Origin of the sequence: Bradyrhizobium sp. USDA 4538, assembly GCF_024171045.1 — a bacterium.
Lineage (GTDB): Bacteria > Pseudomonadota > Alphaproteobacteria > Rhizobiales > Xanthobacteraceae > Bradyrhizobium > Bradyrhizobium australafricanum.
Genome location: NZ_JALJZE010000001.1, coordinates 3,626,604 through 3,640,751 on the forward strand (window position 1 = coordinate 3,626,604; position 14,148 = coordinate 3,640,751).

Annotated in this window: 10 protein-coding genes, 1 tRNA gene and 1 pseudogene; 2 read left to right on the top strand and 10 right to left on the bottom strand. The window is 61.5% G+C overall.

Annotated elements, in window-relative coordinates; all coding sequences use genetic code 11:
- Window positions 1-79: 79 nt before the first annotated feature.
- On the top strand, window positions 80-1,132 hold the full coding sequence (locus J2R78_RS16285) for a polysaccharide deacetylase family protein (RefSeq protein WP_057021319.1): 1,053 nt from the start codon (window positions 80-82) through the stop codon (window positions 1,130-1,132).
- Between the two features lie 941 nt (window positions 1,133-2,073).
- On the opposite strand, the gene J2R78_RS16290 is transcribed toward J2R78_RS16285, so the two are convergent.
- The 6 genes from J2R78_RS16290 to J2R78_RS16315 form a co-directional block, all read right to left on the bottom strand.
- Complete coding sequence (locus J2R78_RS16290) at window positions 2,074-3,648, bottom strand: DNA sulfur modification protein DndB (protein WP_253605623.1); 1,575 nt, start codon at window positions 3,646-3,648, stop codon at window positions 2,074-2,076.
- 303 nt (window positions 3,649-3,951) lie between these two features.
- Window positions 3,952-5,400 carry an HD domain-containing protein gene (locus J2R78_RS16295; RefSeq protein ID WP_253605625.1) on the bottom strand — a complete coding sequence of 483 codons (1,449 nt, stop codon included), beginning with the start codon at window positions 5,398-5,400 and terminating at the stop codon, window positions 3,952-3,954.
- Between the two features lie 3 nt (window positions 5,401-5,403).
- Window positions 5,404-5,889, bottom strand: a complete 486-nt coding sequence (locus J2R78_RS16300; RefSeq protein ID WP_253605627.1) for a hypothetical protein — start codon at window positions 5,887-5,889, stop codon at window positions 5,404-5,406.
- 118 nt (window positions 5,890-6,007) lie between these two features.
- Complete coding sequence (locus J2R78_RS16305; RefSeq protein ID WP_253605629.1) at window positions 6,008-6,772, bottom strand: hypothetical protein; 765 nt, start codon at window positions 6,770-6,772, stop codon at window positions 6,008-6,010.
- Between the two features lie 12 nt (window positions 6,773-6,784).
- Window positions 6,785-7,285 (bottom strand): Panacea domain-containing protein, encoded by a 501-nt coding sequence (locus tag J2R78_RS16310; protein WP_253605631.1) that lies wholly within the window; start codon window positions 7,283-7,285, stop codon window positions 6,785-6,787.
- Window positions 7,286-7,400: 115 nt separating this feature from the next.
- The gene (locus tag J2R78_RS16315; protein WP_253605633.1) at window positions 7,401-8,102 is read right to left on the bottom strand and encodes a recombinase family protein; all 702 of its coding nucleotides are present in this window, start codon (window positions 8,100-8,102) and stop codon (window positions 7,401-7,403) included.
- A gap of 543 nt (window positions 8,103-8,645) precedes the next feature.
- Here J2R78_RS16315 and J2R78_RS16320 point away from each other — a divergent pair.
- Window positions 8,646-9,828, top strand: a pseudogene (locus J2R78_RS16320) (IS481 family transposase).
- Between the two features lie 44 nt (window positions 9,829-9,872).
- Here J2R78_RS16320 and J2R78_RS16325 read toward each other — a convergent pair.
- The 4 genes from J2R78_RS16325 to J2R78_RS16340 form a co-directional block, all read right to left on the bottom strand.
- Window positions 9,873-9,948: transfer RNA gene (locus J2R78_RS16325), tRNA-Thr, on the bottom strand.
- A 109-nt stretch (window positions 9,949-10,057) separates the two neighbouring features.
- Window positions 10,058-11,854: a heme biosynthesis protein HemY gene (locus J2R78_RS16330; RefSeq protein ID WP_253605635.1), complete on the bottom strand. Its 1,797-nt coding sequence runs from the start codon at window positions 11,852-11,854 to the stop codon at window positions 10,058-10,060.
- Window positions 11,855-11,874: 20 nt separating this feature from the next.
- Window positions 11,875-13,134, bottom strand: coding sequence for a COG4223 family protein (locus J2R78_RS16335; protein ID WP_253605638.1), 1,260 nt, complete (start codon window positions 13,132-13,134; stop codon window positions 11,875-11,877).
- A 111-nt stretch (window positions 13,135-13,245) separates the two neighbouring features.
- Complete coding sequence (locus J2R78_RS16340; protein ID WP_253609833.1) at window positions 13,246-13,995, bottom strand: uroporphyrinogen-III synthase; 750 nt, start codon at window positions 13,993-13,995, stop codon at window positions 13,246-13,248.
- Window positions 13,996-14,148 lie beyond the last annotated feature (153 nt).

Consider the following 14,148-nt stretch of genomic DNA (forward strand, 5'->3'; position numbering starts at 1 on the left):
GATCGCGTTAAGACCTTGTTGGCATTAATCGCTCGTTACGGCTGTGGCGTATCCTTAAGTTCCGAGAGAGTGTGTAGCGATGCGTAGTGCGTTGGGCCTGATGCTGGCCAGTGTTGTAACGGCGATCGTGATCGCCGGCGTGTGGTTCTGGACCTCCTCGCCGCGTGCCGACGCGGCTCCTCCGCAAACCACGGCTGCGGCCAAGGCCGATCCGCTGCCTGCGGCGGCAAAGCAGGCCGCCAGGGACGATGTCGAGACGACCGCCGCGCTGTCGAAGCGCGCCGATGCCACCCAGGCCGCGGCACCGGCCGCCACTCCTGCGCCGGCGCCGGCCCCCGTCGCGGCCGCGGCCAAATGCGCCAATCCCGATGCGCTCGGCATCAGCCGCACCGTCGTGGTCGACACCAATGGCGGCCCGGGCTTCGGTTTCCTGCAGTACAAGCAGTATGACTTCCTGACCGACAAGGAGGTCGTGCTGACCTTCGACGACGGTCCGTGGCCGACGACGCCGGCCGTGCTCAAGGCGCTGGCCGATGAATGCACCAAGGCGGTGTTCTTCCCGATCGGCCTGCACACCACCTATCACCCGGACATCCTGCGCCAGGTCGCCGCCGCGGGCCACACCATCGGCGCCCATACCTGGTCGCATGCGCATCTCGCCAGCAAGAAGCTGACCGAGCAGCAGGCCAAGGACGAGATCGAGAAGGGCTTTAGTGCGGTGAAGCTGGCGCTGGGCGCCAACCCGGCACCGTTCTTCCGCTTCCCGGCGCTGGCGCACACCCCGGCGACAACCGCCTATCTCGGCACCCGCAACATCGCGATGTTCTCGGTCGACGTCGACTCCAACGACTTCAAGTCCAAGAGCGCGGACGAGGTGATCAACAACGTGATGACCAAGCTCGACAAGGAGCACAAGGGCATCATCCTGATGCACGACCTGCAGAAGCACACCGCGCAGGCGCTGCCGACGCTGCTCCGCAAGCTCAAGGCCGGCGGCTACAAGGTGGTCTGGATGAAGGCCAAGACCCAGCTCGAGACGCTGCCCGAATACGACGCGATGATGGCGAAGACCGAGAAGCCGATCGCAACGGGCCGGCCGATCGGCAACGTCGTGCAGACGGTCGCCGAGTAACGCAGCGAACGCACGGAACACGCTCGACGTAAAGCGCCCCTGGATCCGATCCAGGGGCGCTTTCGTTTTCTGATCGCAGCCCGGCGGCGGCTCCCGCCAAAATATCGAAAACAACCCCATGCAAAGGAGCTGGCAGGTGCCGGGCTACCAGTAAATCCCGTGACGATGCAGCTCCGATCTGCCGATCGCAAGCGGGCAGCGATCACCGATCGCGCCCATCGAATGTTATGGAACTAGAAAAGAAGAGGGCACCCCCTTGCTGGTGCCCAGGAAAGGACTGGATCGCCACCATCGAAATCCGCTTAATTTGCAGGAGTTCTAAGCTCGCCGACCGCACGATGTGTACCGCTTTTGTGTACCGATCTCAAGTCATGAAGGGAGCTGGTTTGAGACGCGCTTGTTCAGCTTTTCGAGATTGCAGCGCCAGCACATTATCCTGGCGTTACTGTCGGCGTTAGTGCCTCCATGCTGGGGCGAAACATGATGATCGAAATGCCAGGGCGTGTTTGGATGCTGGCTATGGACCTCAACTTGGCCCCAGGGGGTATTACATCCCGGACATTTCTCGGGATGTTCTGAGCGGAGTCGAGCTTTAATTTCCTCCGAAAACTCACCTCCGGACGCCACTTTCCGTTCGTAGTACTTCCGGCTTCTTTCGCGCTGACAGACCAGGCATCGGTTACCGCTGTTCCAGGGAGTGATGGTCTTGCATTTTGAGCAAAATTTTTGAGGGCGCTGGTCCCATGGGATGCGCATAGTTTCCCTTTCTCCTGCTCCGAACACTAGTAGTCGGCCTCTCGGATGATCTCTAGCCTTTAGTCCCGGGAGAACCGCCGATGGACTAGCCTCGACCTCCGCGTCAGCCAATTAGACGAACCGTCGATACCGTGCGGCCGAGGTCGCAAATGAAAGAGGGGCGCCCGTAGGCGCCCCTCAGGAACTTATTCAGCGGCCTGGTCCACCGCGGGACTTTCGACAAGCTCGCCGTCCGGCCCCCACTGCGGGCGGCCTTCCTTCTCACGCGCTTTGTTTGCGGCACCGCGATTGGCGAGGCCAAGATGCCACCGCAGAATATCACCAAGCCGCGGATAGATGTCATTGTGCGCATGGCCGAAACGCACTTTGCCGTTTTCGTCGACGTTGCCGGTTTTGCCGACCAACTGGTTGTTGACGTACACGAACTGGTTGATCGGTGCGCCAAATTGTTCTGCCCTATCAGCGTCGTTCAGGAACAGGGCTCGCCAGATCACCTGATCATGCGAGAAAAGGTCGCGCTCCTTGCGCATGGCCAGAAACAACTTCTTCAGCGCCTCGTTGTCTTGCAGAGAGGTCTTCCCATAGCCGAGGTCGAAGGCGAGTTTGGCCAAAGCCTTGAGCATCACAGGTTGGGCAACAACAGTCTTGGACCTAGCATCGACATCGACAAACCCCGGCACCTCATGAACGGTCGTCCAAAAACGCTCGACAAAATCAAGCTTGTCATTGACGACGGCCTGAGGAGTGGGCGCTTTTGAGTTTGCGCCGTGGATGAGCAGACGGTTCACCATTACAATGTCGCTGAAGGTAAGCCCCGCCGTTTCCCAGTCCTTGGCATCGCTGTCGGAGAAGATTGGCACCGTGATGATGTTGTCGTCCCGAAGTTTTGCACTTAGGACCGCGATCGCATCCGACCGATCATATTCACCCAACATCGAGGCAGAAAGCTTTTTGCCTCGAGAGTTAAGGTCGACGAAGAGCTGCTTTTCCTGCTCTTCGTTCAAGCCGAGATGGACTTCCATCGTGATCGAATGTTCCTCGATCAAGATGTCGTAAACCTCCTGCCAAAACTCGAGCGTTTCGGCGTCAATTGCTCCGTTGGTGCCAGCCTCATCACTAAAATACAGATTATGGCTCTTGGCTCGCGGATAGGCATTGTCCTTTAGGAGCTGTTCAAGATACCGCAACACCAAATTTAGAGCGTGGCGCCGATGCTGGCCGTCGACTACCCATAGTTTGATCAAGACCGGCAGCAAGATCTTGTAGAGGGCAAATTCTTTGTCGACCGCAACGAGTTGGTTGTAATCGCTCTCGGTCCAGTCACGAATGTTAGCGGTGAACGGTTGGAGACCCTGATAGGGGCCACCGGCCAGGTCGTTCGCAATCTCGCGTATCCGAGCCGTGACCGGTCGATTGTTCTCGCCCCTCCGGACAATGCCAGCGACGACGAGCCCCCGTAGAATGTACAGGGCAAGACCCTTGGCGTGGGACGGCGTCAGCTCGCGCTGGGCGACGAACTGGCCTTTGAACTCACTGTCCTCCTTGTCGACCGTGGCATGATTGCCAACGACGGATATATTGCAGAACTCCTTCACCGTCATGCGAGCCAGGATCGTGGTATGGCCAAGGTTGGTCCCTGCCATTCCCGCCAAAGCCCAATGCTTGTTAGCTCGAATTCCGCTCCGGACCCGTCGTGAGAGCAGGTCCGCTGCCGCTCCCTCAACTGGGGGCGTATTTTCCTGGTGTTCTGAATCGGCCATTTTATTTTCTCCTGGTGATTCGTGTCGGCGATACCGGCCTGCCTATACGGGACGGAGTTCCCCGTCAACCTATTTTTACCAGGAGAAATTATTTTTAGCGTTTATCGACACCAGGATTACATTCACCGAGTCAGATAACCCGGAAATATCGAGCGATTCTCACGGCCGGCCTAAGCGTGTCAAGCCGGTTGCAGCGTGACGCTTCCTGATTTTGTGAGGTCGTTTTTGAAGGGGGCGCGCGGGGCTGAGACTTGCAGTTGATCTGCAGGATACGTTGATCGCGGCTTGTATGCGCGTAGCCGGTCAGTCCGAGAACGGGAAATGTGGCAGGTCGATTCTGATCTTTTTTGCGATTTCCGCACGCAGCGCAGTGGGGTTATCGCAGTCCTCGGGCAGATGAACGTATAGCCGTGTAGCGTAGAGCCTGACATTGGCCAGTTGCTTCAGGAGCGCGAAATCATGCTCGATCAACGGCCTGCTCTTGCTGGCCTGGTTGCGCCTGTCTGTGGTCAGAATACGAACGACCTGCTGCAACTCCTCCTCGAAGCTATCGCCGTCGACATCACCAACCGGGATGGTGGACCCGATTTTGCTGAGATTGAGCTTCGCCTTCCAAAGGTGCCACAGTTGCTCGGGTATCGAGAAATGCGCCGCTAGGACCGGGATATGGCTTTGCAACTGATGAACGTTGTTGAGGTGGTCGCGGGCTGATTCTCGCGGTCCAATTCTTTCCGACGCCGCAACCAGCTTCGGCGCCTCACGACGAAGGACCGAACGCAATTTCCGTCGTAGTATCTGATCTCCTTCTCCGAGGCTTCGTAGCAGCTCTCTCATGCGCGAGATCACCGCCTGATCGTCGAAGGCCGCAAAGGACCCATCGAGGACCATCGCCTTCATGGCTGGTCCTGAACAGTCCAGGCCATGAGCAATAAGGCCGGCTATGACGTCCTTCAGGACTTCTTCGAGACCAACCACGGTTTTGTGATAGGCCACCTGAGTGTAGTCGTAGTAGCGCGATACCAAGAAGTGATCGGCTGCCCTCAATGCCTTCCTGGTGAGGCAAAGGTAGCCCTCGGAATCGACACACATCTGCGTGGTAAGGTATTCGACGTCCACCGCTCCGTAAGGCAATCCAGCCCCGTGGGCTGTCCTCATCATGTAATCGAGCCGGTCACAGTCCAAGTCGGAGCTGACGAGGTTCGCAAGCCCGTCCGGCTGTTCTCTGCTGAAGACCCCTCTTATCTCCTCTCTAGTGAAGTTGTGTGCGGCAAGCACCCGCCCGATCTCGTCATCGTGCTCGATTATTTGCCGGCCAAGGGTCTCGTGGTCATAAGCAGGCGGTTCTTCGGAGATGGCAGACTCGGTCGCATCAGCGCCCGACGCACCAGTCAAATATGTCTCTGCCTTGTAGTGGTCTTGAAGAACGTGCTCCATCGCGTGCGAGAAAGGATAGTGGCCCACGTCGTGCAGCAGAGCAGCCAGTCGGTACTTCTGTATCTCGTGATTATCCCACTGCTTGAGTCCATTTTGATTCAAGGCTCGCATCATCCGGCCCGCGACATGGCAAGCGCCAACCGAATGTGAGAAGCGGGAGTAACCCGCACCTGGATAAACTAGGTGCGCCAGCCCGAGCTGCTTCACATTGTGAAGTCGCTGGAAGACGGACGTTGAGATGATATCAGATTCGAGATTACTGATCCCGAATGTTCCGTGGACCGGATCGGTGATGCGTCTGAAGTGGAACTCAGACATTGGTCAGGCTGGCAGCAGTTGGTGCCTTTTTAAAGCGGCGTCAGCCAGCGGCACATGATTGACCAGATGCGGCTTTGTGCGCACCAGAGTATCGCGGGCCTGGTCTGGAGACTGCCTGCTGATCTGCCGCAAGTAGTGCCATGATGCCAGTAATTCGTACCACGATGGCTGATCGAGCGGGCCATGCGGAGAGTTCAGCAGCGAACGGATGCCCTGCAGCTTCTCAATTATCGCCGGCTTTAGCTTTTGGTCCCCAGGCGCTTGCTCGCCAGCACCCACCGCCGACGCCAAGGCGTAGTAGTCCTTGGTCAGCGATGTCGAATATGGTCCGCGAACGTACCAGCTGTACCGGTATCCCAAATCGATGCCGGAAAGCTGACCGAGATAGACCGCTTTCTGAAACCGCTTACGACTGTCGATGCTGCTGATATCCGCAGGTTCGCCCAGCGCCTCAACGAACCGTTGCAGCACAATTAACCGGCCATCCATGAGAAAAGTCCTCGCAGCGCCAAAAGTGAGCACTAGAGTGATTCGCGATTCGTTCTAACGCATCCTTAAATTGTCAGTCAACGCCGCGATCGTTACCGAGCGTTAAACTTTGACCTGGCTACGGTGCCTGTGGATCGTCTTCAAAAAAGTCTCCCTGTCGCGGATCACGTTCTTGGGTCTTGTCAGCCGAAGGTTGCGGCTTAACGGCACCGGACAGTTCCTCAATCGCCATGAAATAGCCCTCGGCAAAGATGGTCAGCATCTCCATCTTCGTGGCCTCGCTGACACGAGGGACGCTAGGCGCATCAATGATACGAAGCTGACGTTCCGCTCTCGGTTCGCCCGGCTTCTTCTTGCCAGTCTTCGGAACGCTGAAGTCCAGGATCTGGAAGTCGGCCGCCGAGAGGTCGGGATCTTCCGCCAGCAACTCATCCACCAGTGTCACGAACAGAGAAAGTCGCACATCTGCGAGCGGGTTCGATCGCCAAAAGCTGAACCACGGGAAGGTAAGTTTACCTCCGATACCATACAATAGTGGTGGGTCGAACGGCACCATCAATCCGCGCCCGACCGAGTAGTAGCGGCGATCGATCGCTTGCACAAAGTCCGGTGACACGCTGGCGAAATGGTCCCGGATCAGCGGTAAAACACCTAACAGATTTTCTCTTACATCCGCCCGCTTGACCGCCCGACGAATCCCCTCAACGATTTCGTCGTAGGGCTGGTTGAACACCAGCATGTCGCGAACGGCACCGAACAGGGCGTTGTAATTAAAACTGGGAGGGCTGTTGGCTAGAGAGACGAGCTTTCGACACGTCCGCTCAGGTGTGCTCCGCCAATTCCGAGCCAAATGCTGCACTGACGGCACTTTGAGCTTTGACACGCCGGCCTCTCTTCATTGGATGGTGAACGGTGGTGCTCGCTTGGAATAGAAACTCACTATCTGCTCGTCGTTGATTTTCATCCCGGGGTTTATGGCCCCAAAGTGATTCCATACATTATACCATGGACCACCTACCGCGTGCGTTAGTTCAACGAGATCGCCTGGACGAAGACGAGAATAGAACGCAACAATTCTTGTGAGCATATCTGTGGTGGGGTCATCGAAATCATATTGAACGACTTCGTTCTGGCCGGTCAGCGGGTTGATTCGGGTCGCGCGGCTGCGAATCGGAGACCGATCGAACGTCTTAAATTCTCGATACAAATACGGAAGCACAGGGCCGTATTCCCAGGCCTCGAACCGCTGCGCGATCAGGGGCGACTTCAACTCGATCAGAGACCAAACGTGGCAGAAGTAGACAATCTTCTGTAGGGACAGGTTCGAAACCTGGGCTCCGCGCTCGGCACATCTATCGAGCACGAAGTTCGCTACCGCTCGGCCATCGTATGGCATTGTAAGGCCCATCGTTCTCTTTTCGTTCTATATCGTCTTGATGGCCGCGACAAGGGGCGCGTACTGGCCGGAACGCTGTGAATAAGGCGTGAGCCGCGATTTTTTGGCCTACCGGTCATAGTTCACCCAGCATCCTGGCCACTGCCGTGGCAGCATACGGCTTGCCGCTGCTCGACAGGAAGCCGGCTCGGGCAAGTTCAGCGGAAATTTCGCGGAGCGATCGCCGTCCCTTTTTCGGCGCCTTTCTTCGGAGTCTTCGAACGAGCGTGATCATTCGACCGTCGTGATCTCGCTTATCGATCTCCGCATAGCTCTTGCGTCCTTCGACTTTGACGCCGGTCGATCGTTTTCGGTCCCGTGCGGCCTTGAGCTTGCTCACAAGCCGCGCCTTTTCAAGTTGGGCAAAAACCCCGGCGATCTGGCGCATAGCGATCTTGAACGGATCGCTCGTCTCGGTGAGATCGTCGCCGGAGCTGGTAAGGACCCGAACGCCGCGCTCGATCAACGCGATTATGCCGGCCTCCTGGACGATCAATTGGCGCGCAAACCTGGAAGCATCCTCTACCACGACGGTCCGCACGCCATTGGACTCGATCCGGTCCAGCAAGGCTGAGAAACCCGGCCTGCTCTCGATCGGGTCCGCCCCACTGACATCCTGGTCGTAGAACTCCTCCGTGATCTCCAGGCCGACCCGCTTCGCAAACGCCCCGATGGCAGCCCGCTGGCGCTTGTCGCTGTCCTTGTCGGCCCCGACGTTGGCCGCACTTGATGTCCTCAGGTATGCAATTGCCTTCGTCATTATCAGCGGTTTTGCCATGACTTAATTCACAGTTCCGTTTCGATATCTTGAGTTTTTTGGTTGAGCGAGAGAGATGCGAAACCGGCCACCATGTTTTCGCTGAAATGCCGTACTGTACCAATTCCCGACGTTCTAGGATTCGGAGAAAAACCCGTTCTCCAGCCCTATTCGCGGCTCATTTTTAGTACGACCCCTATTCTCCAGGGCAAAAGATTCACGAAAACGGCCGAGTTTTCGGGGCTGTCTCCGTTCGGAGGTACGAAATTTCGGGGCGAGGTGGCGGAGCGACAGGGATTCAAACTCTCGGTACAGTTTGCCATCGAGACCGAGCGGCCTTCCGGGCGCCGACACAACTCTCATTCGAACCTGTAACCCGCGCGTAACCACGGTGCTCGAGAGAGCACAACCGCAAGGCCTGATTAGGTATCAGAAAGCGTAGGAAATGCGTCTTGCTGCCTGGGAGAGCGCTTCGAGCCGATTATGAGCGGCCCGAGACATAGGTGACATTTCGTACCGGACACATGGGTTACACTTTCCGCTTTTGTTCTGCGGGAGGTGTGGATGCCGTGGAAAGCGAGTTCGGTGATGGAAGAGCGCCTTCGCTTTGTCGCCCGTCTGCTGGACGGGGGGCCATGACGGACGTCTGCCGGGAGTTCGGCGTGTCCCGCAAGACCGGCTACAAGATTTTCGATCGCTACAGGGAACAGGGCGCGGCGGCGCTATGCGATCGGTCGCGGCGACCGGTGCGCTATGCCAATCAGCTCCCCGAGCCAATCGAGGGCCTGATTGTTCGTCTCAAAGCCGAGAAACCGCACTGGGGCGCGCGCAAGATCCGTGAGCTCTTGGTCCGGCGGCTCGACGGCGATATCCGGGTTCCGGCCAAGAGCACCATCCATGCGGTTCTCGATCGCCATGGCCTGGTCAAGCGCGCAGGCGTGCCGCGCCACCGCGCGCGCGGCACGCCTCTGTCCGCGGGGGCCGGACCCAATGATCTGTGGTGCGCCGACTTCAAGGGCGAGTTCAAGCTCGGCAATGGCCGTTATTGCTACCCGCTGACCGTCACCGACCATGCCTCGCGCTTCCTGCTGTTGTGCGAAGCGCTCGATTCCACCCGCGAGGAGCCGGCCATTGCGGCCTTCGAGCGGTTGTTCCGTGAGCGCGGCATGCCGCGCGCCATTCGCTCCGACAATGGCGTGCCGTTTGCCAGTCCCAACGCCTTGTTCAATCTCTCAAAGCTCTCGGTGTGGTGGCTGCGGCTTGGCATTGCCATCGAACGCATCAAGCCCGGCCATCCGCAGCAGAACGGCCGTCACGAGCGCATGCACCTCACGCTCAAGCAGGAGACCACTCGGCCGCCAGGCTCCAACGGCTTGCAACAGCAGGAACGCTTCGACGCCTTCGTCCGCGAGTTCAATGCTGAACGCCCGCACGAGGCCCTCGATATGAAGTGCCCCGCCGAGCGCTACACGCCTCAACGCGCGGCTATGCCGGCCTGCCGGAACTGACTTATCCGTTCCACGATCGCGAGGTGCTCGTCACCGCCTGTGGACGGCTCTGCCTGCATCGCAAGCGCATCAACCTCTCCACCGTGCTGGCTGGACAAAAACTCGGCATCAAGGAGGTCGACGACGGCATTTGGCTCGTCAGCTTCATGCACTATGATTTGGGATATTTCGACCTGGAGCAGAAAACCCTGCAACCCCTCGACAACCCGTTCGGCACGAGGCTGTCACCCATGTCTTAGGTACGACCTGTTACCCATGTCTCCGGGCTGGACAATTATGAGGATGGTGCCGCAAGAGGGACTCGAACCCCCGACCCCGTCATTACGAATGACGTGCTCTACCAACTGAGCTATTGCGGCGAACCGTTCGGCAACGGCCGGATCACGCGGCCACCTGATATCGGGCATGACCCCGATTGGCAAGGACAACGCGGGTATCGAACCATACAGCCGTTAACCTAACCCCGAATTAGCTTCCCAAACGTGACAGAAATCCGCGCCAACCGCCCACCTGGGCCTTGGGCGGGCCGATTTGTTCCGCAAATTCGTCTACCGGACCGTCCTCGTCGACCCCGGGGTCATCAGGGGCCCGGATGATCGGGATCACGGCCGGAATGGGCGCCGGTGCGGCCTTGGGCAGGTCGGCCCTCGACCGGAACAAGGGGGCCGGCGCCGGGGGCGCCGATTCGGCGGCTGGAGGGGGAGCCGGTTCCGGCGCGGCGGGTTCGGCCGGGGCCGGGGCGGGCTCGGCCTCGATGGCCGCCGGGAGCGGGGCGTTATCCTGCATCGTCGGCGCGGCCGGCTCCAAGGGCTTGACCTCGACTGGCTTGACCTCGACTGGCTTCACTTCGGCCGGCTTGACCTCGACCGGCTCAACCGGTCTGGCCACTTCAGGCTCACTGGCGACTTCCTTTGGTGGCTCGACCCGGCGCGGCGCCAGCATCGCCTCCTCGAAGGGCGACGACTCGATGGCATGGCCCTTGTCGGACGGCAGCGCCGCCACCGGGGTCTGCCACTGGAAGGCGTCGAGCCGGCCGGTGACCGGCGAGACCGGACGCCAGCGGTCCGACACATAACCGTCGGCGGTCCAGACCGGATCGTGCAGCGCGCGCACCGCGCGCAAGGTCCAGGCCCGCGCCCGGCCGCTGTCGCCATGCTCGGTGCGCTCGATCTCGGCCATCAACAGCGCGACGCGCTGCGTCGGCGCCGCGATGAACGGCTCGAGCGCCGCACGCGCCTTGGCGAACTCGGCGGCGTCGATCGCGGCGCGCGCGATCGCCAGCGCGCCCTCGATATGTCCAGGCGTTTTCGCCGCCAGCGTCTCGACCCGCACCAGGCGCTGGCGCGCGGAATCGCCGAGCCGCACATGCGAATAGGCGTCGGCGAGATCGGGATGCGGCTGCACTAGCCACGCGGTCTCGACGATGCGCATCGCCCGGCGCACCTGATGCGCCTCGCTCTCGAACTTCGCCGCGAGCACGGCGGCCGGGATCAGCGTTGGCGCCAGCTTGACCGCCTCCATCGCGCTCGAGCGCGACAGGTCGCGATCGACGGTCTCGAACTCCAGCGCGCGCGCCGTCAGCAGCACGCCGCGCTGCCGCCGATAGGTCGCCTTGTCGATCAATCCGGCGCTCTGGTTGTTGTCGATGATCGACAGCGCGCCGGCCCAATCGCCCTTGGCGCAGCAGAAGCCGAGCACCGCATGCGAGGCCCATGACGACGACGGCGACATCTTCAGCGCTTCCTCGGCGATCATCACGGCCGCAACCGGATCGTCGGCGCGCTGCGCCTCGATGAACAGACCGCGCAATCCAAGCAGCCGCGTGTCCTCGCGCTCGGCCATGGCGCGGAAGGCGCGCTGCGCGCCGTCGCGATCGCCGTCGAGCTGCGCCGATTGCGCGTGCAGCAGCAGCGCCAGCGGATCGTTTGCGGCGTGGCGCCGCGCCACTTCGGCATGCGCGCGCGCCGCCGAAGAATCGCCATGCCCGATCGCGAGCAGGCCTTGCGTGATGGCGTGGCGGCCGCGGGCGTGACGGCGCTCGCGCCGGCCGCGACGGATGTGCCCGGGAATCTTCCAGAGCCCGCGCAGGATCACGCCGGCGACCATCGCGACGACGACGACGAGGCCGAGCAGATACATCGGCTGCTTGGACGTGAAGCGCAAACCGCCCCAGTTCAGCACGAGATCGCCGGGCTGATCGGCCATCCAGGCCGCACCTGCTGCAGCGAGCGCGATCAGCAGCAGGAACAGAATGATCCGGATCATCGAGAACCTATTGCAAAGACTTACTGGTTGACCGTGGCGAGCGCCGCCATGGCGTTGTCGGCGAATTTACGCGACGCGTCGAGCGCGGCGCGGCGCGCGTCCACCCTGGCGAGCCAGGCTTGCGCCGCCGTGCGATCCGCCGGCGGCAGCGACTTCAGTTCACGCTCGGTCAGTGCGAGGTCATTATGCAAGGCGGCCGATGTCACGCGCGCGACGATGCTGCCGCGATCGGTCCCCGTGCCGTCGGTCCGCTCGATCTGGATCAGCGTGGAGGCACCGGCCTTCAGACGATCGACCAGCCCGGCGCTGGCTGCCGCAGCCTCAGGCGGAGGCGGCGCAAGTTTCGGCACGATCTCGATCAGCTCGCGGCACAGCGCGTTCGGGCTCGGCACGCCCGACGTCGCAAACGTCGCGAGCGGCTTCAGCACCTCGGCATCATCCGACAGCGCCTTCGCGGCCTCGAGCGCGGAGGCATAGGGATCGCCGTGCCGCACCGCGACGTCGAGCAGCGATGCCGCGACGACGCGGCGCAGCGGCACATCGTCGGCCTTCGCCTCGGCCTTGGTGTCCGCGATCTTGCCGTCCTGCCTCGCGATCGCGGCGCCCTGCGCCTTCACTGCGTTCTCGACCTTGTCGATACGCGCCGTGATGCCGGAGAGATCAGGCGCAGCCGCACCATCGCGCGGCGCGGTCTTCGCGTCATTGGCGGCCGCCGCAAGCTTGTCGGATTGCGCCCGCGTCGCGGCGAGCTCGGTGCGCAGTGCGGCGATCGATTTGTCGAGCGCCTCCAGCCGCGCCGTCGCCGCGGGATCGGCGGCCGCCGCGACCGGCCTGCCGGCTTTCGATTCCAGCGCGCTCAGGCGCGTGCCGAGCTGGTCGATGGCGGCACTGGGTTGCGGCGCCGGGACCGGCTGCACGACCGGCCAGCCGAGCAGCCAGCCGACCCCGATCACCAGCGCCGCGGCGACGGCGCCGGATATCGGAGCCACCACCCAGGGCGACACCGGCCGCGCCGGTTCGGCGTCCTGCGCCGCGGAGGCGGTCTCGGGCTGCGGCTCCGCTTGCGGTGCGGCGTCGCCTTGGGGCTCGGCCTCAGGCGTCGCCGCGTCCGCGGACGCCTTGCCGGCATCCTGGCCAGCCTCCTTGGCGGCTTCCTCGGCCCCCTCCGTCTTCGACGGTTCGCTGGAGATTTCGGTCGCCTGAAGGTCGATGGTCGGCGGCGCGCGCTTGGGCCGGGAATCCGGCGAAGATCCTGGGTCGTCTGGCCTTTCTTCAGCCATCGCGGGGGTCCTCAAAGCTGCTGGCCGCATACTCTACCAGAATCGGCCCGGGTTCTTAGAGCACGATCCGAATAACCGAGCATTGCCTAACATCATGGTCAGACGAAAGAATTATTCCGGTCTCGGCCGCAGGGTGCGGCTGAGCGCCTCCAGCAGGGCATTTTCGTCGGGCCGCGCCGCCACCACCACCTTGGTCGCGCCGGCGTCATGGAGCACCGCGGCGACGGCCGCCGAGATGCAGCATTGCGGCAAGGCGAGCGCCGAAATCTCGATCCCGTCGGCTCGGACCGTGTCCAGAAAGGCCTGCGCGCTGCGGCGGGAATAATGCAGCACCGCGGTGATCCGGTTCGCCATGAAGGCGTCGCTGACTTCCCTCGGGAAGCCGGCCACCGGCGCCATCCGGTAGGTGGTGTGGGTGACGACGCTGAGCCCGCGCTCGCCGCGCTCGCCGAGCTCGCCGGCGAGATCGCGCGACAGGTCGGCGCCGGCGAGATAGAGCAGCGTCGCAGACGCCGGCAGCTCGCCGGCCTCGACCCGTGCGAGCACGAGATTGCGCAGCGAGACCGCATCGCCCTTCGCCACGATTACCTTGTCGAAGCCGGCGGCGCGCGCCGCATCGGCGGTGTGTGCCCCGACCGCAAACAGCGGCAGCCGCAACAGCGGGCTGGTCGCGAGATCGACCGCGCGCAGCGCATTGGCGCTGGTCAGGATGACAGCATCATAATCCGCATCGTCGTCGCCGCGGAACGGCACCGGCTCGAAGCGCAGCACCGGCGCCGACAGGGCGTCAAAGCCGCGCTGGCGCAGCGTCGCGAGCGTCGCGTCATTATCCGGATGCGGTCGTGTGACAAGGATTGTCAGGGTTTCAGGCCTCCAGCCGTATAAATTGGACGTTGGCGACCGATTGCACTTTAAGACCTCGCAATGCTACCCCGGAGCGGACGTTTTGATGAGCATCATCTTGCCGGACACCGGTTCCGGCCTGTCCGGATCATGCTCGTAGCACAAGGACCG

Coding starts and splice junctions, on each gene's coding strand:
- J2R78_RS16285 (WP_057021319.1), top strand. CDS start 80: ATGCGTAGTGCGTTGGGCCTGATGCTGGCCAGTGTTGTAACGGCGATC.
- J2R78_RS16290 (WP_253605623.1), bottom strand. CDS start 3,648: ATGGCCGATTCAGAACACCAGGAAAATACGCCCCCAGTTGAGGGAGCG.
- J2R78_RS16295 (WP_253605625.1), bottom strand. CDS start 5,400: ATGTCTGAGTTCCACTTCAGACGCATCACCGATCCGGTCCACGGAACA.
- J2R78_RS16300 (WP_253605627.1), bottom strand. CDS start 5,889: ATGGATGGCCGGTTAATTGTGCTGCAACGGTTCGTTGAGGCGCTGGGC.
- J2R78_RS16310 (WP_253605631.1), bottom strand. CDS start 7,285: ATGCCATACGATGGCCGAGCGGTAGCGAACTTCGTGCTCGATAGATGT.
- J2R78_RS16315 (WP_253605633.1), bottom strand. CDS start 8,102: ATGGCAAAACCGCTGATAATGACGAAGGCAATTGCATACCTGAGGACA.
- J2R78_RS16330 (WP_253605635.1), bottom strand. CDS start 11,854: ATGATCCGGATCATTCTGTTCCTGCTGCTGATCGCGCTCGCTGCAGCA.
- J2R78_RS16335 (WP_253605638.1), bottom strand. CDS start 13,134: ATGGCTGAAGAAAGGCCAGACGACCCAGGATCTTCGCCGGATTCCCGG.